The organism is Rhodococcus sp. BP22 (assembly GCF_014281965.1).
In the GTDB taxonomy this organism is placed as follows: domain Bacteria; phylum Actinomycetota; class Actinomycetes; order Mycobacteriales; family Mycobacteriaceae; genus Rhodococcoides.
Genome location: NZ_JACFTB010000002.1, coordinates 202,306 through 221,432 on the forward strand (window position 1 = coordinate 202,306; position 19,127 = coordinate 221,432).

Consider the following 19,127-nt stretch of genomic DNA (forward strand, 5'->3'; position numbering starts at 1 on the left):
GGCAGCTGCGTCAGCGCACGAAGGACATGACCTGGCGTACTTTCGGATCCCGGAGATACAGTGCACCCCACACCACGATTCCGACGTACACCGCAAACAGCACGGTACTGAACAGTGGCTTGTCGACGCGCCAGTTGGTGAGGACCGCGCCACCGAGGTAACCGGTGAGCAGGACAGCACCGAGAAATGCGGTGCGCGGCAGCAAGTACAGGGCCAGCGATACGAGTAGAACGATGCCGACGACGGGCATCATCTCTTCTCTGAGACCGAGGTCCACGGTCGCGTCCTTCACCGCCTGCACGTTCAGCAGCTTGGTGACTCCGTCGAAGATCAGGAAGATCGCGATCATCGCGGTGAGCACCCACCCGACACGAGCAGCGACGGGTGAGTTGGTGTGCGTTGCGGTGGTTGTGGTTGTGGTCATTGCATTCTCCGATGTTCGGGCCGGGAATTCGGTACTTGCTTGTATCGACACCTCGGCACGCGAGATCTCATCGCATACGCTCGCTACGAACATACGTTCGATTGCTGTGTTATTCTCATCGAGCCGTCCGGGAAATCAGCACTCGCGGACGGTCCAAAACCATTCGGCAAGCGGGGCCTTCATGGCGATATCAGATGGACCCGATTCCTCAGGAACGCTCCATCGATCGGGCGATCGATGGTCCGAGAGCGCACCTTCACGGTGCGCTCGCGGTCATGCGCTCGGCCCGCGAACCGTGCTGGTCGGGTCGAGGGCATGCTCCTGCGGCCGCGGCCACCACCGCACTCATGCCTGCCGAACCTGCGGCGACATCACCTTCACGCCACCACTCGGAGATCGCTGCGGCGACGCAAGCTTCGATTCACGGGCAGGCAGGCAAGACCCCAGCGTGGGGGCTTGACGCGTCGATCCGGACATAGGTGGACAATCGAGCTATGCAGAACAGCGATTCGGCCGCAGTTTCACTGGATACGACCGCTGCGCAGGTAGCTCAACTGCGGAACGACTTCACGCGTTTCATGATGGGATACAAGTTCGGCACCGACGAACTGATGACCAAGATCAATATCCTCAAAGAGGAATTCACGCACATACATCAGTATTCGCCGATCGAACATGTGACATCTCGGCTCAAGACACCGGAAAGCCTTCTCGAGAAGGCGCGACGCAAAAATTGCCCGCTCACCTTCGAAGACATTCGCAAGAACATCTTCGACATCGCCGGCATCCGGATCACCTGCAGTTTCATCTCCGACACCTACCGCGTCGCCGACATGCTGACCGGCCAGAGCGACGTCGAGGTCATCGAGATCAAGGACTACATCGCCAATCCGAAACCCAACGGCTACAAGAGTCTTCACGTGATCGTCGAGATACCTGTCTTTATGACGGACCGAGTCCAGCCCGTTCTCGTCGAGCTCCAGATCCGCACCATCGCGATGGACTTCTGGGCAAGCCTCGAACACAAGATCTTCTACAAGTACCGAGGCGCTATCCCCGTCACGCTCCTCGACGAGCTCACCGATGCTGCCGAAAGCGCGAACAGACTGGACGTGAAGATGGAACATCTGCACGACGAGATCGGCGAAATCAAGAGCAGCAATCTCAATGCCCCGGACAGCATTGAGCTCAGCTCGATGCCGTCACTGTCGTTGCCTCGGGAGCTGCTCGCGTCACTTCTCGAACACGGAAGTATGGGACAGCTCTAGGCTCCTGCGGCAGAAAGCGCGTCGAACTCGTCGTCGGTGAGTTCTATGCTCGCGCCCGCGAGGTTGTCTTCCAGGTGCTCCACGCTCGACGTTCCCGGGATCGGCAACACGACCGGCGAACGCTTCAACAGCCAAGCCAATGCAAGTTGCGACGGCGACGCGTTGTGCTGCTTCGCGAGCGTGGACAACGGACTGCCCTCGCCGCTGAGCTTGCCTGTTGCCAGGGGGAACCACGGGATGAAGCCGACGCCGTTGGCTGTCGACCAGTCCAACAGCTCCTCCGAAGATCGGTCGGTGAGGTTGTACAGGTTCTGAACGGACACGATCGGCGCGATCTTCTGCGCTGCCTCCGCCTCGGCTACCGAAACCTGACTCAGCCCGATGTGGCGGATCTTTCCCTCGTCCTGCAGTTTCTTCAGCTCGCCGACCTGGTCCTCCAACGCCACCTCGGGGTCGATTCGGTGGAGCTGGAACAAATCGATCCGGTCCAACCCAAGACGTCGAAGACTGAGTTCTGCCTGCTGACGCAGGTATGCGGGGCGTCCCACAGGCGTCCAGATGCCGGGTCCCTGACGGGTCAGTCCGGCTTTGGTGGCGATGACGACGTCGTCACGGTAGGGATGTAGGGCCTCGCGCAGTAGGTCCTCGGCAACCTCGGGTCCATAGCTGTCGGCGGTGTCGAAGAAGTTCACGCCCAGCTCGACGGCCCGCTGTAGAACGCGAATGGCGGCGGCTCGGTCTTTCGGCTCTCCCCAGACGCCTTCGCCCGGCAGCTGCATCGTGCCGTATCCGAGGCGGTTGATCTCGAGGTCGCCACCGAGACGGAACGTCCCGGAAGCGGCGGCGGGCGTGGCATTGTCCGAAGTAGTCATGCAGGTTCTGACGCTGCGCAGGCTCCGACTATTCCGTCTCGGGTGATCTATTTAGCTCTAGCGTTTACCCAATACTAAAGTAGAGAGCGCTACAGCCGCTCGATCAGCTTCATTGCATCGAACGGTGCGAAACCTTTCGCATCGTTGTCGAAGTACACGTGCACGTCGAGGCCCTGCTCGCTCCACGCGGCTATCTTCGCGGCCCACCCGTCGAGCGCCTCTTCGGTGTAACCGCTCGCGTAGAGCTCGTCGGCACCGTGCAGACGTACGTACATCAAATCTGCCGTCGGCGTCTCGACGTACGGATATTTACCTGCACTGTCCGCAACGACGAAGGCAATACCGTTCTCCCTCAACAGCGAGACAGCCTCCGCCACCTGAAAGCTCGGATGCCGAACCTCGAGTGCATGCCGCAGCGGGCGGTCACCGTCGACGTCGAGATTCACTCTATCCTCGGGCAGCTTGTCGTCCCGTTGCTCGGCGAGTTCGATTGCTGCCGTTGTCGTTCGAGGAAGAACGTCGAAGAACGCAGCGAGCTTGTCCGCATCGAACCGAAAATTGGGCGGAAGCTGCCACAGAATGGGACCGAGCTTGGCGCCCAAGCTCAACACCCCGGTGGCGAAGAAGTTCGCCAGCGCCACTTCGGCTCCGACGAGACGTTTGACGTGGGTGATGTAGCGGCCGCCCTTGATAGCGAATACGAAATCTTCCGGCGTCTCCTCGCGCCACCTCACGAAACTCGACGGCTTCTGCATTGCATAGAAAGTGCCGTTGATCTCGATCGATGACAGGTGCGTCGACGCGTATCCGAGCTCAGCGCGGTGCGGCAGGCCGGCTGGATAGAAGTCGCCTCGCCATGGCGCATACGTCCAGCCGGAGATGCCGATTCGAACCTCTGGCTCTCGCATGCGCCTTGGCATAGGAAAAGTATGCACTGGAGAAGTGTCGAATATCGCGACCCCGTCGACGATTCCAGCCCAGCGACGGCGAGTTGGTCACCGATGTCACGATGCACCGTGGCCCGAGGGCCGTCGGCGCGCAGTAGCCTGCCAGGTCCGACTAGAGAGATCAAAGCATTCCAGGGTCTCGACCGAGCAGAACCGATAGCTTCGATGGCGTGCACACCTCCGAAGACCTTTTGGCAACGATCGATGCATCCCCCGCCGCTGTCGCTGTCCACGACCGCGAAGCCTGGGTGAACCTGTACGCACGCGGAGGAGTGGTCAACGATCCCGTTGGCTCTCGACCGCATCAGGGCAGGCAGGCGATCGAAAAGTTCTACGACACCTTCATCGCTCCCAACACGATCAACTTTCACGTAGAGAACGACGTGGTGGACGGAATGTCCGTCGTCCGCGATCTGTCCCTCGAGACCATCATGTCCACCGGAGCGACATTGAACGTCCCGATGCATATTCGGTACGACCTCGTCGACGAGGAAGGCGAGCTGAAGATCGCACGCCTCGCTGCGCACTGGGAATTGGCATCGATGATCGGGCAATTGTTGCGTGCTGGCACCAAAGGCTTGGCTGCATCGGCGAAGCTGACACCCCAGCTGATCGGGAACCAAGGCATCGGTGGCGCAGTTGGCTTCATGGGCGGCCTGCGTGGCGTCGGGAGCAAAGGTAAGCGCGCGGCAACCGAAGCGCTGGAATCGATCTCGCAAGGACACGGCGGGGCAGTACGAACGGGTGCAGGAGACGACGTCGCCGTGGGATCACTGCGTGGAATGACATTCCGGAAGCTGATCGCCGCCGGCAATACCGTCAGTGCCACAGTCGAACACGAGTCGCGACGGGGCGTCATCCTCGTAGAGTTCGGCGACAAGTCGTTGCATGTAACTTCGATTACTGCGTTCGGACTTCGACCGAACTCGTGAGCTGAAACGCCACCGGCCTACTAGGGGAACATATGTTCGAGTTCTTGTCGGTGGGCGGGGTTACTCTGATTCCATGCTTTCGGGGGATAGTATTTCAGGGGTAGCCGGGATGGCCGCTGACACTGGATCTATCGGTGGCAGTGGGTCTTCCGGTGGCAGCTGCGCTTCGGCAGAGTCGACACCATCAGCGGTACTGGAGATCGAGGACGTCGACCTCGCACACGCGATAGCGACAATCGAAGATCAAGTCTCGACCCTCAGACGCCTCGAGAGCGCTGGAGCATCGAATTCCGACCGACGTGCACTATTGGTCCGCGCCGAAACAGTCCAACGCACCCTGTTCGCGCTCTCACACACCTGGATCGCCGACCTCATCGCCCAACACGGACTCGACCACATCTACGGATCCGTACCCGATACTCTCGCAATACTCCTGCGACTCTCCAGAAGACGTGCCAGTCAACGCATTCGTCACGCCGAACAGTACGGGCAACGCTCAGCTATCACCGGCGAACGACTCGACCCGATCCTCGCCACCACGGCGACCGCTGCCACAGAAGGAACCCTCGACGAAGAACACCAACACGTCATCACCAACTTCTTCCGCACCCTCAGTCCCGACATCGATCCCGAAACCCGCCACCACGCCGAACAGCAACTCACCGAACTAGCCCGCCAACTCGGCCCCGACAACTTCAAAGTCGCCGCCAGAAGACTCTTCGACACGCTCGACCCCGACGGCACCAACGAAGACGAACAACAGATCGCCGAACGATGCTATTTCCGCATCAAAGACCAAGGCCGACAAGGCCTCTCCAAAGGCACCTTCCTCATCGACGCCGAAACCCGCGCCTACCTCGAAGCAGCATTCGCCAAATGGGCCAAACCAGGAATGTGCAATCCCTCCGACGCTACACCCACCACCGACAGCACTCACCGCGAAAGTGGCAGTGGCAGTGCGAGTACCGAGAGCGGCACCGACACCGATGATCGCGCCAGACGGGACCGCCGAAGCCAAGGACGACGCCAACACGACGCACTGAAAACCATCGTCAGGCAAATGCTCGCCTCCGGCGACCTCGGCACTCATCGGGGACTACCCGTCACCGCCGTCATCACGATGACCCTGTCCGACCTCGAAACAGCGACCGGCCACGCCGTCACTGCTACCGGGTCCCTCATTCGCATGCGCGACGCGATCCGCATGGCCTCCCACGCGCACCACTACCTCGTCCTCTTCGACGATCACGGACGACCCTTACACCTTGGACGAACCAAACGGATCGCCACCGCTGATCAACGCATAGTCCTCATCGCCGCCGACCGCGGCTGCACCTTCCCTGGCTGTACCCGACCCGCCACGTGGTCACAGGTCCACCACATCGACGAATGGGCCACCGGTGGCAACACCGACATCGACGCCCTCACCTACGGCTGCGACATGCACCACCCACTCATCGGACCCGACGACACCGACTGGGCAACAACGAAAACCAGACCCGGCCACCCCTACCCTGGTCGCACCCTCTGGCATCCCCCGACCACACTCGACCCCACCCGAAAAGGCCGCATCAACCACTACCACCACCCCAACGAATATATCTATCCAACACCCGAACATGCAACGCCCCCAACACAACCCGGCATACCAAGGCCCGGCGGACCGGATCCACACCCGCCACCCAGCTGATTCCACCCGGCTAGCCGGCTACCAGCGACTGCCAGCGGCACAGAGCTCCACATGTGTCGCTGGCAGTCATGCCACGAGCCACGGCGCCCCGGACAGCACCGCCCCTCGTCGCAGAGCACCACCTGTCCCGCCAACAGTCATGCCGCGCGCCGGCAGCACCAGGCCCCCAGAACCCCGCAGCCCAGAACACTGCATTCCGCAGCCATCGCAGCCATAATCGATACTCATGCAGGCGGCAAGTCGGGCGGCGCTCCTCACGGTGCTGGTCTTCGCTGTCTCGGCTCTGCCGACGCCACTTGCGCCCGGTGTCCGCGAATCCCTCGTGGCTGCGCCGGCACCTGTCCTCGCAGAGCCGCCACCTGCGCCGTTGACTCTGGAGGAGTTGTCCGCTCGGGTGAATCCGACGGTCGTGACCATATCGGCGGAATTCAGTTTCTACGGCGTCGCGGGCACCGGGTTCGTCGTCGATTCGGACGGCCTCGTGCTCACCAACTTCCATGTAATCGAGGAAGCAACCGACGTCACTGCGGTACATATGGGCAATGGTTTGATCTACGACGCGTCGGTGCTCGGTTATGACAAGACCCGTGATGTTGCGGTTCTCCGGTTGGCTTCCGCGGTCGACCTTCCGGTGGCGCCGATCGGGAGGTCTGCAGCCGTTGCCGTCGGCGATGGGGTTACCGCGGTAGGCAACGCGGAGGGCGGGGGAGTTCTCGTTTCCGCGCCCGGACGTGTGGTTGCGCTGCAGGAATCCGTCATCGCCGAAAGCTCTGTCGATGGTTCACGGAACGAACTGACCGACATGATTCGAATCGACGCCGACGTTCGCGCAGGCGATTCGGGTGGCCCGCTCGTCGACGCGTGGGGCAATGTCATCGGCGTCGACGCGGCCGGGTTGTCCGAGAAGGCTCGGGCGGTATCTGCCCCCGAGGCGTATGCCATTCCCATCGATACCGCGATGGCCGTGCTCGAACAGGTCCGTGACGGCCGATCCGGGGGCACTGTTCACGTTGGGCCGACACCGTATCTGGGTATCGGCGTTCGCGATGTCTCGGCATCGCGGGACACGGGACCATCGCAGGGTGCTGCGGTCACGTCCGTTCAATACGATTCTCCAGCCGAGCGGACCGGTTTGCTTCGCGGCGACGTCATCGTGTCGTTCGACGGGAGGCCGGTGCGTACGTCGAAGGATCTGATCGAAGAGATGGTCGAGAAGAGTCCGGGCGACGTCATCGAACTCGAATGGGTCTCTGGGCAGGGAGTCCGTCAGCAACAGTCGGTGACCCTCGAACTGGGGACTCCGACTGCGTAGTCGCTCAAGCTTGCAGCACGGACAGGACGTTTCCAGCGGGATCGGTGAACCACGCGATCAGCGGGCCGCCGTGCCTGAAGATTCCCCGCTCATCGGTCCCCATGTCGGGGTATTGCTCGAACACCACACCTTTGGCGATCAGGGCGTCGACGGCTGCTTCGATGTCTGCGACCGGGAAGTTCAGGATCGTGTAGGCCGCGGGCACATGATTGAGCCGGGGGTAGATCAACACTTCGTTTGTCTCGCTGAGCTGCAGGTTGATCAGGCCCATGTCGCCGTCGACGACGGTAAGCCCCAGGATCTCGGTGTAGAAGGCGCGTGCGGCCTCGATGTCGTCGACAGCGAATCCGGTGAAGGGTGCGCGGGTCAATTCGATAGTGGGCATACCTCATCGTGCCCCTTTCGAAGTCGGTACGGGGAGGTATCGAAGCCGTCGGTGTGCCTCCGAACAGGCCACCGACGGGAGTAGCGTTGAGCGGGTGACTATCCGCCTCGGTTATCAGATGCCCAATTTCAGCTACTCAGGCTCCGTCGCAGAGCTGTTCCCGAAGGTCATCGCGCAGGCGCGTGAAGCCGAGGCAGCAGGATTCGACACTGCGTTCGTCATGGACCACTTCTATCAACTACCTGGAATCGGTAAGCCCGACGAGCCGATGCTCGAGGCGTACTCGGCGCTGTCGGCGCTGGCCACCGCTACCGAGACGATCCAACTCTCGGCACTCGTCACCGGAAACACGTACCGGAACCCGGCTATCTTGGCGAAGACCGTCACCACGCTCGATGTCATCAGTGGCGGTCGCGCGATCCTCGGGATCGGTGCCGGGTGGTACGAACTCGAGCACCAGAGCTTCGGTTTGGAGTTCGGTACTTTCACCGACCGATTCGAGCGTCTCGACGAGGCACTGCAGATCATCGAGCCGATGCTCCGCGGGCAGCGGCCGACGTTCGACGGGTTGTGGTATCAGGTCGAGGATGCCATCAACGAGCCGCGCATCCGCGACGATCTGCCCATCATGCTCGGTGGAGGCGGAGAGAAAAAGACCTTCGGTCTCGCCGCACAGTTCGCCGATCACCTCAACATCATCTGCGATGCAAGCGAATTGCCACGCAAGATCAAAGCAGTCGAAGCGCGGTGCGAAGAAATGGACCGTGACCCGAAGGATCTCGAGACGAGCTTCCTGGCCTTCGTCATTCTCGACGAGGACGGTGACAAAGCCCGCAAGCTGCAGAGCGACTATTTGTTGTCGAACGGCGTCGACTTGTCCAACCTCTCCGACACCGACAAAGCAGCAGCAACCGATCGCCAGTTCTGCGGCACACCCGATGACGTCGCCGAGCAGGTACAGACGCGGGTACTCGATCAGGGTATCGACGGCATCATCATCAACTTGATCACCAACGGTCACGAGCCTGGAATCGTCGAACTCGCAGGAAAAGCACTTCGTCCGCTCGTCTGAGCCGATCCGACTGCAGCTCTGGCACGGGGGAACCTTGCGTGGGATAGTTCCCCCGTGGCTCAGCTGACAATGAACGGGCACAGGGTGCTCATTGCGACTCTCACCGAAGATTCGCTACGTGCAATTTCCGGTTCCATGGTCGCGTACGAGGGTGACGTCACCTTCAAAAACGCAGGGATGGGCGGAGGCGGTGGACTACGCGCGGCCCTGAAACAGAAGGCAACCGGTGAATCGCTATCTCTCATGGAGGTTTCCGGCAAGGGCACGGTGTACTTCGCCGTCGACGCTCAGGACATCACGATCGTCGAGCTCGCGAACGACACCATGCACGTCGAGGCCTCACAGCTGCTCGCGCTGACCGGACAACTGAAGACCGAGGTCAAGTTTGCCGGCCTCCGCGGAGCATCCTCGGGACAGGGCCTGTTCACGACCGTCGTCAGCGGTTCGGGTTCGGTGGCCTTACTCTCGGCAGGCGGACCCTTGATCGCCCTCGCCGTCGACCCGACATATCCGCTCGTCGTCGATCCAGATTCCTTTGTGGCACATCGTGGCCGGCTCAACCAGAGTTTCGTCACCGATGTCACCTGGAGATCCGCCGTCGGTGGTGGCAGCGGTGAAGCCTTCTCGCTCCGTTTCGACGGCCAAGGCGTCGTCTACATTCAACCCGAGGAACGCTGATATGCCGCTCGAGCTCGTCAACAGCAAAGTTGTCAAATCCTCTCTCGCGGCCGGGCAGAACGTCTTGGCCCGTAAGGGTTCGATGCTGTATTACACCGGCGACGTCCACTTCATTCCACATTCGATGGGTGGATATGCAGGTTCTGTACCCGGAGGCCGGTCGGGTTTTTCAGCGAGCGGCGTCGCAGGAATGGCGGGACGAATGATGTCGGGCGAGCATGTTGCCATGATGGCCGCCGAAGGTCAGGGGGAGGTGTTCTACGGCCACGCCGGCTTGTACGTGGAAGTGATTCACCTCGACGGATCGTCGATGCTCACCGTCGAGGCCGACCGACTGCTGGCACACGACGGCTATTTGTCGAGTTCCATTGTCTCCCTTAGCTCTCAGGGAGGCGCAGTACGGGGTGCCGTCCGAGGTGCGATGACCGGGCAGGGACTGTTCACGACGCAACTTACCGGCCAGGGCAGCGTCGCAGTTCTGTCACACGGTGGGGCGATTGCACTGCAGGTCGGTCCAGAACACCCCCAGGTCGTCGTGGATCCACAGGCTTATGTCTGCCACCTGGGCAACATCACCGTCGACATCTCGGCGAATGTCGGCTGGCGTGACGCGGTGGGACGTGGCAGCGGCGAGGCCGTTCAGCTGAAGATGACCGGTATGGGCACCGTATGGGTCCAGGCCTCCGAGAAGAAGTTCTGAGGGCGAGCTATGACCATCGAGATCCACACCCCCCATACGCTGCCCATCAATGACAATGTCCCCGGTAACGATTACGCGTTCTGCGTCGAACTCGCCGGCCAACCCTGGTTCACATCCAAGGGCGCGATGATTGCGTACTACGGCAATATTCGATTCGAGCCGCTCGGTCAGACGTCGATGCCTGCCATCGTTGCCGCTCGATTCTCATCGCCGCTGTATTCCAACGACTGGGTGCTCGCGCAGGGACAGGGCAAGTTGATCCTCGGCGACCGTGGATTCAACATCAATAGCTACGACCTCGACGACGGCAACTTGACCATCCGAGCCTCGAACCTCCTGGCCTTCGAACCAACGCTCGATCTGAAGCAGTCGATCGTCCCCGGATTCCTGACGCTACTGGGCACGGGCAAGTTCCTGGCGTCGTCCAACGGGCCTGTCATGTTCGCCGAGCCGCCGTTGCGCATCGACCCCGAAGCACTGGTCGGCTGGGCCGATTGCCCGTCGCCGTCGCACCACTTCGACGCCGGGTGGATGCAGAACTTTCTGGGCGCCGCTCGCGGATTCCTCGGGGCCAACACCGGCGAAGAGCGTCAGTTCGACTTCACCGGCGCAGGAACAGTGCTCATTCAATCCAGTGAGAAGGTTCTCGACGACGGCCACCTGCTGCGCCACATCGAGTCGCAGACCGTCTCGCTCGGACAGGACAGCTTGCGGACGCTGCACGGCACGATCGGTTCGCGACTCCAGCAGCAATAACTTGACTGGCAAGGGCACTATGGAGAGATGACAAACAACGGACCCTTCGGCATCGATCCCGAGGACTTCGATCGCTTCGCCAAAGAAGCGAGCGACGGACTCCGCGACGTCGTCGATCAAGTAGGTAAAGTTTTCGGGCAATCCGGCGCAGGCGGTTCCTGGGGCGCGTTCTTCGGAGACACATCGGCACAGAAGAAACAGGAGCAGGCCCCTGCTCCGGAAACCACCGGCGAGACCGGCGATGGTGTCTGGGCGATCTACACCGTCGACTCCGACGGCTCTGCGCACATCGACCAGCTGTACGCGACCGAGCTGGATGCTCTGCGCGCCCACAAGGACAATGTGGATCCGGCCAGACGCGTCCGCTTCCTGCCCTACGGCGTCAGCGTCAGCGTGCTGGAAGTCTAGATTCCACCTCATCCGGCCGCATAGGTAATTCCGCCGTGCGCTCGTATGTCGGCGCTGACATGTGCCAGTCTCGCGGCGAGTGCCGATGAATTGGCGACGCTTTCGACGGCCTGAAGCAGCGAAGGCGGGGTTGTCGGTATCCAGCACGAGTTCGTGAGGCGAGCGAGGTCCATGCAAGGTCCGACGAACCGAACGGTCTCGGGTACCCGGTCGGCATTCGGTTGCATCACTCGCGGGACAAGGGAGAGAACATCATCGGGGTGCGAGATCCATTGCCATGGATCGGCATCGACACCGTTTTCCTGCAGCCACGAGGAGTAGGTGCTGTAGTACCTACTCCCACTTTCGGATTCACGAATCTGCACGACGACCTGATAGAACTGCAGTGTGCCCGCACGACAACAATTTTCCTTCGGTTCATCGGGTGGCCAGGCAGCCGAGTCGGGCCCCGACAAATCTCAGTCTCGGCGTCGGCCCGCCTGCGTATAGTCCCCAGCGTGACTTTTCTGCAGCCGGTAACCCTGTCGAACGATGTCGTGACGCTCGAGCCGCTGAGCCAAGATCATCTCGAAGGCTTGTGTGACGCCGCCCGTGACGGTGAGCTGTGGAACCTCTGGTACACCTCGGTTCCGCACCCCGACGATATGGCCGCCGAGATCGATCGACGATTGAGCTTGCAGCAGACGGGGTCGATGTTGCCGTTCACTCTGCGACAAAACGACACGGGCCAGATCCTCGGCATGACGACATACATGAATGCCGATGCGGCGCACCGACGGGTAGAGATTGGATCCACCTGGAACGCTGCATCGGCGCACCGGAGCGGAACGAACGCGGCGAGCAAACTTCTACTTCTCAGCCACGCGTTCGACGAATTGGATTGCATCGCAGTCGAATTTCGGACTCACTGGATGAATCTCCAGTCACGAACGGCGATTGCGCGACTCGGAGCCAAACAGGATGGGGTTCTTCGCAACCACACCCGCATGCCCGATGGGTCGCTGCGTGACACCGTGGTGTTCTCGATCATCGAGTCGGAGTGGCCCGCGGTAAGAAACGAACTCGACCGCCGGATCACGCACCATCGCGGCCCCGCGCGGTAGGTTTGCCAATAGCGTCGGCCGGCGCGCACGGGTTCGATCGAAGGTACTGATAGCAGCATGCGGGTTGACGGGCGCGATATACCGGTGACGGGCAGCCTGCTGCAACCGCTGGTACGACGCACCAGTGACATCATGCGAGTCGTTCTGGCGCTGCTCCTGCTGTCCACGGTCATCGCCGGTTCGCTCATCACTCGAAATCAATGGGACGCGCTGGAGAACTCGGTCTCGAACATTGTCGGGGTGCTCAGTCCGGACAAGTCGAATCTGGTGTACGTGCTGTACGGCGTGGCGATCTTGGCGCTGCCGTTCGGAATTCTGATCGGACTGATCGCCGGCCGGGAATGGAAGCTACTGGCCGGGTACGGCGCGGCCGGGCTGCTCGCCGGTCTGGCGTTGTCGATTACCGGGAGCGGAATCTCGACGCCCGCCTGGCACCTCGAAGTCCCCGATCAGCTCGACACCTTTCTTTCCCAGTTCCTGGACGACCCTCGCTGGATCGGCATGCTCGCTGCCGTGCTCACCGTGTCCGGGCCGTGGCTACCGCAGCGCTGGCGGCGAGTCTGGTGGTTCCTGCTCCTCGCGTTCGTTCCGATCCACCTGTTCGTCAGCACTGTGGTGCCTGCCCGTTCACTGTTGGGCCTGTCGGTCGGCTGGCTCATCGGCGCATTGATCGTCCTGGTCGTCGGCACACCAGCCCTCGAAGTGCCGCTCGACGACGCGGTACGTCTGTTGTCCAAGCGCGGGCACATCGTCAACTCCCTACGCGTGGTGAAACCTGCAGGCCCAGGGCCCCTCGTGCTGTCGGCGTCGACGGAGGGTGCAGAACCAGATCTGATCGTCGAAATGTACGGGCAAAATCAGCGCAGTGGAGGTGCGTTGCGCCAACTGTGGAGATGGTTGTCCTTCCGCAGCGCAGAGTTCGTTCCATTACATGGCTCACTGCACCGAGCCGTCGAGCACCGGGCGTTGATGGGCATTGCGATCGGAAATCTGTCCCTCGCGAGCAGCCGCCCGCTGGCGGCATCGGCACTCGAACGTGGGTGGGCAATGTATGCGCATACCGCACCCATCGGAGTTCCCGTCGACGACACCTCCCCGGACGCCCTGGTCAACAGCATCTGGAAGGGACTGCAGACTCTGCACCGGTTCCAGATCTCCCATGGCGACCTGCGCACTGCAGAGATCAGAAACGACGAAGGTAAGGCACTTTTCGGCGGATTCGCGAACGCCGAACTCGGCGCAACCGACGCGCAGATGCAGTCCGACATTGCGCAGTTGCTGATCACCACTGCTGGGCTGTTCGGTAAGGAACACGCCGTGCGCAGTGCCATCGAGGCCCTCGACGCCGACACTGTTCTCGCGGCATCGGGCAGGCTGACCAAGTCGGCAATACCCAAACGCGTCCGCACATCGGTTCCCGACGGCAACGAGGTCATGAAGGCCGTCCGTGACGAGGTGGCGAAACAGACCGGTGCCGACAAGATCAAGGCCGAGCAGGTCACCCGCTTCTCGCGGAGTCAGATCATTCAGCTCGTCCTGCTCATCGGCCTCGTCTACGTCGCCTACCCGTTCATCAGTGCGGTGCCCACATTCCTGACAGAGCTGCAATCGGTGAACTGGTGGTGGGCGCTACTCGGACTCGTCGTATCGGCGCTGACCTACGTCGGCGCTGCCGCAGCATTATGGGCATGCGCTTCGGGCATGGTGAGTTTCCGCAACCTGACGATCATGCAGCTTGCCAATACGTTTGCCGCAACGACGACCCCTGCAGGCGTCGGCGGCCTCGCACTGAGCGTGCGGTTCCTGCAGAAGGGTGGCCTCGGTGCCGTTCGAGCGACGGCCGCAGTTGCACTGCAACAGTCCGTTCAGGTGATCACCCACGTCGGACTGTTGATCCTCTTCACCTTTGCTGCCGGTACTTCGGCGGATTTGGCGCATTTCGTGCCCGACCCGACTGTTCTCTACCTCATCGCCGGTGTTGCCCTCGGTGCTGTGGGCACCTTGCTGTTCGTACCGAAACTACGCCGATGGCTGCGGAACGACGTACGCCCACAGCTCAAAGAGCTGTTCGGCGAACTCAGCGAACTCGCGCGCAATCCGAAACGCTTCTCGATCATCGTACTCGGTTGTGCTGCAACCACTCTCGGAGCCGCACTGGCACTTTGGGCAAGCATCGAGGCGTTCGGGGGTGGGACCACGTTCATCACGGTCACCGTCGTCACCATGATCGGCGGAACGTTGGCGTCGGCGGCCCCGACGCCGGGCGGGGTCGGAGCCGTCGAAGCAGCCCTCATCGGTGGCCTGGCGGCATTCGGCCTTCCCGCTAGCATCGCCGTTCCATCCGTACTGCTCTACCGGGTGCTCACCTGTTGGCTACCGGTGTTCTGCGGTTGGCCGACACTGCGATGGCTGACCGAGAAAGACATGGTCTGATATGCCGTCTCGTATGTACCGTCTCGGCAGTCACCCACAATGCGTTGCCCGAGGAAAACGCGTCGCGCATACACTTTCGGCAGCTGTAACCGGCAGCTGGATCCTGTTTCGGCCCTCGAACAGCCCACTCACTGGTACCGTCCTTTGACAGGTCGGGGACCTGAGAATACGAACGATCGGCCGTTGCATGGACAAGAAAGTTCTCGAGTACCGGCAGGTCCCGCATGAAAGGCTGTCGATCGGTGACCGGCAAGCTCGCGTCCCACGAAGAGTCCCCTGACTCCTGGGCTTCCCGCACAAGGGACGCCAACCCAGTGGACACCCGGGCGATCGAACCTCGGGCCCTGAAATCGACCGACTACGCCTTTCGGGTTCGGCCACCGAACAGTGAGCGATGGGCCAAGGCCCTCATCGGTTCACTGACATTGTCGTTCGGACTGTCCGGAATCCTGCTGGTTCCGTCCGGGCAGTTGACCCTTCCCGCTGCAATCCTCATATCTGTCGCCTGTGTGAGCACGGTCCCCGTCGCACTGCGCTGGTTTCTCGGACCATGGCCTCGTCCGACTCTGATCAAAGCGTTCATCGTCTGGGCCGACCTCGGGATCCTGGCAGTGATGCTGCTACCCAACTCGCCGTTACTCGCGATGTCGAGTTCGGCGATGTTCGCCATCGTCGCCCTATTCGCCATCATCGGAACTTCGTCGAGGGTGCTCGGCATCCATCTCGCGTGTGCTGTCACGGCACTGTTGATCACGGCTGGGATGTCGATACTCGACGGGGCAGACCCTTGGACCGTTTCCTCGCGCGCCGTCACCGTCGCATCGATGTTCGTGATGCCGTTCGCTCTTCGTCCTTACATTCGCTATCTCCGCGAACGCGCAGACGGAGCGCTGCGGGATCCGCTGACCGGGCTGTGGAACCGTCGTGGGCTCTTCCATGCCGTGGGATACCTAAATACCCTCAACGCCTCACCGATCCACGAGACGCGCTACATCGGCGTAGTCGTGATCGACATCGACAGGTTCAAGGCCATCAATGCACGATTCGGGCACCCCTCGGGCGATGCGGTGTTGACAGAGGTAGCGAGCCGGTTGCTACACGCTGCGTCCGCCGATGCGGTGGTGTCACGGTTGGGCGGCGACCAGTTCGTATGTGTACACATCGGCAGCCGCAACCAGGTCGACGACGCCGAGACTCGGATCCGCGCGGGACTCGAAGAATCGTTCAGCGGTCCGCCGTTCACCACCAGTATCGGATCGGCCGGCGACAGCCTTATCTGCGGAGACAGCACGGACGCACCCATGCGGCGGTTGATTGCACTGGCCGATATCGAGATGTACCGCGAGAAAGCAGATCCAGCTGCGGCGTCAAACCACCTTCGCTTGGATCCTCTCGGCATACGGGATCGAATAGACGCACTCATCGACTCCGGTGGACCCTCGATCGTGTTCCAGCCGATCTGCGACACCGTCACCCGAGCCGTGGTCGGGTACGAGGCATTGTCCCGCTTCCCGTTCGGTCACGGTTCGCCGTACATCTGGTTCCGCGACGCGACATGTGCCGGTGTCGGTCCACGTCTCGAACTCGCCGCGATCGACACGGCACTACGCGCAATGGCCGGCCTTCCCGCCGATGCGTTCGTCTCGGTCAACGCTTCGGCGGAAACAATCAGGACGACCGACATGCTGGCCCGCCTGCGACCGCACATAGGCACGCGCACAATATATTTGGAAATAACCGAGCATGAACGGGTCGACGACTACCGCGCTGTGGCTCGATCCGTCGAAGACCTCAGGGCCGCCGGCGTCAAAATATCCGTCGACGATGTCGGAGCCGGATTTGCCGGACTCCGCCAAGTCGTGGAACTGAAACCCGACACGCTGAAACTGGACTATTCACTCGTCCACGGCGTGGACCTGGATCCGACCCGCAGGGCGGCCGTGGCGTCGCTCACTGCGTTCGCGCGGGAAGTCGGCGCGACCCTGATCATGGAAGGTGTCGAGACCGACGGCGAACTGCGCGTCGCCGTCGAACTCGGCATCGACATGGTGCAGGGCTATCTCACCGGCCGACCGGCATCGGTCGAACCAGCCTGACGCGGGTGACTATCTAGACTGCGTCGGCGATCGTGTATTTCGTCAAACTCGGCGCTCCGGCGAGGAGTGGAGCCAGGTCAGCGATCTTGCCGGGACCGGCACGGAAATCGCGGTATTTCGCATCTGCTTCGGCGGAATCCCAGCGCTCGTGCGCGATCCAGTGCGTCGGGTCGGCTTCGTCGACGAGAACGTCGACTCCTAGGCACCCGTCGAATGCCCTCGTCTCGGCGAGCACACGGGCGAGAACGACCTTGGCGTCGTCGAGTGCTTCCGGCTTGAACTTCAGATCGAGCAGGGCGATGAGCGCCATTCGGTTCTCCCAAATCGACAGTAATAACGTATGAGCTTCGAACTACTTTTCCAGCCTACCGATCGCTTGTACGACGTCCCGTAGGACTTTCGCGTCCCCGCTGAAATTCCGCACCCTCTCATCGAGCCATACCTGTGCGGGCACTCCTCCGCCGAGCAGTTCACGAGCCAGCACCGGGTCCTCACCGATCGGCGTGTCGCTACCGGCGATGACGACGTTCCCGTAACGGCGCCCCTTCAACATCGCCGGATCCGCGATGATCACCGTGTGCGGAAAGACCTGTCCGATAGTGGCAGCCTCGCGACGGGTTCTCGTCAGGTCACGGGTGTCGCCGCAGTTGACGACGTAGATGCCGCGCGGGGCGAGTACGCGTCGCACCTGCTCGGTGAATTCCAGAGTCAACAGAGGTTCCGGAGTGGCACTTCCAGCAAAAACGTCGCGGACGATCACATCTCGACTGTCCTCGGTCAGCGTCTCGGTCACCGCACGAGCCTCACCGACTCTGATACGCAGCATCGGCGCGCGCGGGAGGTCGAACCATTCGCGTACCAACTCGGCCAGCTTGCCGTCCAGCTCTACGACGACCTGTCTTGCATCGGGATACTCCGCAGCGAAATAGCGTGCGAGAGTGCAGGCGCCACCACCGAGATGCAAAGTGCGCAGCTTGGAGCCCGAAAATGTATGGTAGCGAACAAGTCCCGCCATCCAACGCATGTACTCGAAATCCAGCTGCGACGGGTCGTCCATATCGATGTGCGAACTCGGCACACCGTTGACATGCACCATCCAGCCGTCCGCGGTCAAAGTATCGCGTACCAGTTCGCAAGTGCCGGTGTCGATGTCGTAGACCCCAGCCTTCGGCCCTGTCTGTTTTTCCGGCCGTGCCTTCTTATTGGCCATGCCCTGCCTTCTTCTCGAAGATACTGCTTGCGGTCACGTCGGCCAAGACGCGCACCGCCCTGTCATGGATGCCGTTGATGTCACCGGAGAATCCGAGAACTCGGACCGCGGCGGTTGCAATGAGCGGAGCGTGATGCAGGCCCGCCGAGCCTCGACCGTTCTCTGTATCCGCCCGGCCGTTCACTACCGTCTCGACAAGTCGAAACGGTAGCTCTTCGATACCGGCGGACACGTCGGACTCGAGCTCTTGCACGACCCCACAAGCGATGGTGGCATACAGGTTCATCAGCGTGAAGCGGCTTTCCCTGAACGAGCCGAACCGATCGGTCCGGAGCTCGGGCAGCAGATAGAGCGCACCGAGGTTCCAACGGGAACGACTGAGCTGATCGGCATCGAACCAGGCCATCGCGTACATCTTCACCACCGCCGACTCCTCGACACCCTGAATGCCCTGTCCGACGCCGAGTGGCTCGTCGACAGTCCCGCTGAGCAGCGAATCGAGGATGTCGTCCTTGTTCGAGAAGTGGTGATAGAGCGAGGCCTGCCGCAGTCCAACGGCATCGGCGATCATGCGTGTCGAGGTGTTGGTGTACCCACGGGTGGTGAAGAGTTCGGCGGACGCGTCGAGTATTTCTTCACGTGCGGTGTCACCCGGACGTTTCTTGGTGGCAAGCCTCGGCCTCCCGGCACCGGTAACGGACATTGGTCCATCCTGTCAGCAATCCGCGCCCGTGAGATTCCTGTCATCTGATCGAAATAGACGAAACAAGCTCGTTTCACGACGGTCACCAGCCGGGCACAACGGCGCGGAAAACTATCAACTGACAGAAACCGCACCGGC

At 61.5% G+C, this 19,127-nt stretch carries 21 protein-coding genes; 13 read left to right on the top strand and 8 right to left on the bottom strand.

Going from position 1 to position 19,127, the window contains the following annotated elements; translation table 11 throughout:
- Window positions 1-10: 10 nt before the first annotated feature.
- On the bottom strand, window positions 11-424 hold the full coding sequence (locus H2510_RS05465) for a DoxX family protein (RefSeq protein WP_186627337.1): 414 nt from the start codon (window positions 422-424) through the stop codon (window positions 11-13).
- Window positions 425-618: 194 nt separating this feature from the next.
- Between H2510_RS05465 and H2510_RS05470 the strand changes: the two genes are divergently transcribed.
- Both H2510_RS05470 and H2510_RS05475 read left to right on the top strand, forming a co-directional pair.
- The gene (locus tag H2510_RS05470; protein WP_186627338.1) at window positions 619-903 is read left to right on the top strand and encodes a hypothetical protein; all 285 of its coding nucleotides are present in this window, start codon (window positions 619-621) and stop codon (window positions 901-903) included.
- 15 nt (window positions 904-918) lie between these two features.
- On the top strand, window positions 919-1,692 hold the full coding sequence (locus tag H2510_RS05475; RefSeq protein WP_186627339.1) for a GTP pyrophosphokinase family protein: 774 nt from the start codon (window positions 919-921) through the stop codon (window positions 1,690-1,692).
- Here H2510_RS05475 and H2510_RS05480 read toward each other — a convergent pair.
- Together H2510_RS05480 and H2510_RS05485 are read right to left on the bottom strand one after the other, a co-directional pair.
- On the bottom strand, window positions 1,689-2,564 hold the full coding sequence (locus tag H2510_RS05480; protein ID WP_186627340.1) for an aldo/keto reductase: 876 nt from the start codon (window positions 2,562-2,564) through the stop codon (window positions 1,689-1,691). The genes H2510_RS05475 and H2510_RS05480 overlap by 4 nt on opposite strands.
- 89 nt (window positions 2,565-2,653) lie before the next feature.
- Entirely contained in the window at window positions 2,654-3,472 is an 819-nt protein-coding gene (locus tag H2510_RS05485) for a DUF72 domain-containing protein (protein ID WP_261392753.1), read from the bottom strand.
- A gap of 209 nt (window positions 3,473-3,681) precedes the next feature.
- Here H2510_RS05485 and H2510_RS05490 point away from each other — a divergent pair, with 209 nt between their 5' ends.
- The 3 genes from H2510_RS05490 to H2510_RS05500 all read left to right on the top strand — a co-directional run bounded on the left by H2510_RS05490 (window position 3,682) and on the right by H2510_RS05500 (window position 7,445).
- Entirely contained in the window at window positions 3,682-4,443 is a 762-nt protein-coding gene (locus tag H2510_RS05490) for a nuclear transport factor 2 family protein (protein ID WP_186627342.1), read from the top strand.
- A gap of 73 nt (window positions 4,444-4,516) precedes the next feature.
- Window positions 4,517-6,133 (top strand): HNH endonuclease signature motif containing protein, encoded by a 1,617-nt coding sequence (locus H2510_RS05495; RefSeq protein WP_186627343.1) that lies wholly within the window; start codon window positions 4,517-4,519, stop codon window positions 6,131-6,133.
- Between the two features lie 226 nt (window positions 6,134-6,359).
- Window positions 6,360-7,445: a S1C family serine protease gene (locus tag H2510_RS05500; RefSeq protein ID WP_186627344.1), complete on the top strand. Its 1,086-nt coding sequence runs from the start codon at window positions 6,360-6,362 to the stop codon at window positions 7,443-7,445.
- Between the two features lie 4 nt (window positions 7,446-7,449).
- On the opposite strand, the gene H2510_RS05505 is transcribed toward H2510_RS05500, so the two are convergent.
- Entirely contained in the window at window positions 7,450-7,830 is a 381-nt protein-coding gene (locus tag H2510_RS05505; RefSeq protein ID WP_186627345.1) for a VOC family protein, read from the bottom strand.
- Between the two features lie 94 nt (window positions 7,831-7,924).
- Here H2510_RS05505 and H2510_RS05510 point away from each other — a divergent pair, with 94 nt between their 5' ends.
- The 5 genes from H2510_RS05510 (at window position 7,925) to H2510_RS05530 (ending at window position 11,444) form a co-directional block, all read left to right on the top strand.
- On the top strand, window positions 7,925-8,902 hold the full coding sequence (locus H2510_RS05510) for an LLM class F420-dependent oxidoreductase (RefSeq protein ID WP_186627346.1): 978 nt from the start codon (window positions 7,925-7,927) through the stop codon (window positions 8,900-8,902).
- A gap of 69 nt (window positions 8,903-8,971) precedes the next feature.
- Complete coding sequence (locus H2510_RS05515; protein ID WP_186627638.1) at window positions 8,972-9,580, top strand: AIM24 family protein; 609 nt, start codon at window positions 8,972-8,974, stop codon at window positions 9,578-9,580.
- Window position 9,581: 1 nt separating this feature from the next.
- Window positions 9,582-10,280: an AIM24 family protein gene (locus H2510_RS05520; RefSeq protein ID WP_186627347.1), complete on the top strand. Its 699-nt coding sequence runs from the start codon at window positions 9,582-9,584 to the stop codon at window positions 10,278-10,280.
- 9 nt (window positions 10,281-10,289) lie between these two features.
- Window positions 10,290-11,036 carry an AIM24 family protein gene (locus H2510_RS05525; protein WP_186627348.1) on the top strand — a complete coding sequence of 249 codons (747 nt, stop codon included), beginning with the start codon at window positions 10,290-10,292 and terminating at the stop codon, window positions 11,034-11,036.
- Window positions 11,037-11,063: 27 nt separating this feature from the next.
- Window positions 11,064-11,444 carry a hypothetical protein gene (locus tag H2510_RS05530; RefSeq protein ID WP_186627349.1) on the top strand — a complete coding sequence of 127 codons (381 nt, stop codon included), beginning with the start codon at window positions 11,064-11,066 and terminating at the stop codon, window positions 11,442-11,444.
- Window positions 11,445-11,452: 8 nt separating this feature from the next.
- Here H2510_RS05530 and H2510_RS05535 read toward each other — a convergent pair whose 3' ends face one another.
- Complete coding sequence (locus H2510_RS05535) at window positions 11,453-11,809, bottom strand: hypothetical protein (protein WP_186627350.1); 357 nt, start codon at window positions 11,807-11,809, stop codon at window positions 11,453-11,455.
- Window positions 11,810-11,941: 132 nt separating this feature from the next.
- Here H2510_RS05535 and H2510_RS05540 point away from each other — a divergent pair, with 132 nt between their 5' ends.
- The 3 genes from H2510_RS05540 to H2510_RS05550 all read left to right on the top strand — a co-directional run bounded on the left by H2510_RS05540 (window position 11,942) and on the right by H2510_RS05550 (window position 17,076).
- On the top strand, window positions 11,942-12,547 hold the full coding sequence (locus H2510_RS05540) for a GNAT family N-acetyltransferase (protein WP_186627351.1): 606 nt from the start codon (window positions 11,942-11,944) through the stop codon (window positions 12,545-12,547).
- A 57-nt stretch (window positions 12,548-12,604) separates the two neighbouring features.
- Complete coding sequence (locus H2510_RS05545) at window positions 12,605-14,980, top strand: lysylphosphatidylglycerol synthase transmembrane domain-containing protein (protein ID WP_186627352.1); 2,376 nt, start codon at window positions 12,605-12,607, stop codon at window positions 14,978-14,980.
- 242 nt (window positions 14,981-15,222) lie between these two features.
- Entirely contained in the window at window positions 15,223-17,076 is a 1,854-nt protein-coding gene (locus H2510_RS05550; protein WP_315901254.1) for an EAL domain-containing protein, read from the top strand.
- 13 nt (window positions 17,077-17,089) lie between these two features.
- Here H2510_RS05550 and H2510_RS05555 read toward each other — a convergent pair whose 3' ends face one another.
- The 3 genes from H2510_RS05555 to H2510_RS05565 are packed head-to-tail and all read right to left on the bottom strand — an operon-like array spanning window position 17,090 to window position 18,989.
- The gene (locus H2510_RS05555) at window positions 17,090-17,386 is read right to left on the bottom strand and encodes a putative quinol monooxygenase (protein WP_186627354.1); all 297 of its coding nucleotides are present in this window, start codon (window positions 17,384-17,386) and stop codon (window positions 17,090-17,092) included.
- A gap of 42 nt (window positions 17,387-17,428) precedes the next feature.
- Window positions 17,429-18,286, bottom strand: coding sequence for a spermidine synthase (locus tag H2510_RS05560; protein WP_186627355.1), 858 nt, complete (start codon window positions 18,284-18,286; stop codon window positions 17,429-17,431).
- Window positions 18,276-18,989: a TetR/AcrR family transcriptional regulator gene (locus H2510_RS05565; protein ID WP_186627356.1), complete on the bottom strand. Its 714-nt coding sequence runs from the start codon at window positions 18,987-18,989 to the stop codon at window positions 18,276-18,278. The genes H2510_RS05560 and H2510_RS05565 overlap by 11 nt, the downstream gene beginning before the upstream one ends.
- Window positions 18,990-19,127: the final 138 nt, after the last annotated feature.

Excerpts from the sequence above, each read along its gene's own strand:
- H2510_RS05465 (WP_186627337.1), bottom strand. The coding sequence starts at position 424 with ATGACCACAACCACAACCACCGCAACGCACACCAACTCACCCGTCGCT.
- H2510_RS05470 (WP_186627338.1), top strand. The coding sequence starts at position 619 with ATGGACCCGATTCCTCAGGAACGCTCCATCGATCGGGCGATCGATGGT.
- H2510_RS05475 (WP_186627339.1), top strand. The coding sequence starts at position 919 with ATGCAGAACAGCGATTCGGCCGCAGTTTCACTGGATACGACCGCTGCG.
- H2510_RS05480 (WP_186627340.1), bottom strand. The coding sequence starts at position 2,564 with ATGACTACTTCGGACAATGCCACGCCCGCCGCCGCTTCCGGGACGTTC.
- H2510_RS05485 (WP_261392753.1), bottom strand. The coding sequence starts at position 3,472 with ATGCGAGAGCCAGAGGTTCGAATCGGCATCTCCGGCTGGACGTATGCG.
- H2510_RS05495 (WP_186627343.1), top strand. The coding sequence starts at position 4,517 with ATGCTTTCGGGGGATAGTATTTCAGGGGTAGCCGGGATGGCCGCTGAC.
- H2510_RS05500 (WP_186627344.1), top strand. The coding sequence starts at position 6,360 with ATGCAGGCGGCAAGTCGGGCGGCGCTCCTCACGGTGCTGGTCTTCGCT.
- H2510_RS05505 (WP_186627345.1), bottom strand. The coding sequence starts at position 7,830 with ATGCCCACTATCGAATTGACCCGCGCACCCTTCACCGGATTCGCTGTC.
- H2510_RS05515 (WP_186627638.1), top strand. The coding sequence starts at position 8,972 with ATGAACGGGCACAGGGTGCTCATTGCGACTCTCACCGAAGATTCGCTA.
- H2510_RS05520 (WP_186627347.1), top strand. The coding sequence starts at position 9,582 with ATGCCGCTCGAGCTCGTCAACAGCAAAGTTGTCAAATCCTCTCTCGCG.
- H2510_RS05525 (WP_186627348.1), top strand. The coding sequence starts at position 10,290 with ATGACCATCGAGATCCACACCCCCCATACGCTGCCCATCAATGACAAT.
- H2510_RS05530 (WP_186627349.1), top strand. The coding sequence starts at position 11,064 with ATGACAAACAACGGACCCTTCGGCATCGATCCCGAGGACTTCGATCGC.
- H2510_RS05545 (WP_186627352.1), top strand. The coding sequence starts at position 12,605 with ATGCGGGTTGACGGGCGCGATATACCGGTGACGGGCAGCCTGCTGCAA.
- H2510_RS05555 (WP_186627354.1), bottom strand. The coding sequence starts at position 17,386 with ATGGCGCTCATCGCCCTGCTCGATCTGAAGTTCAAGCCGGAAGCACTC.
- H2510_RS05560 (WP_186627355.1), bottom strand. The coding sequence starts at position 18,286 with ATGGCCAATAAGAAGGCACGGCCGGAAAAACAGACAGGGCCGAAGGCT.
- H2510_RS05565 (WP_186627356.1), bottom strand. The coding sequence starts at position 18,989 with ATGTCCGTTACCGGTGCCGGGAGGCCGAGGCTTGCCACCAAGAAACGT.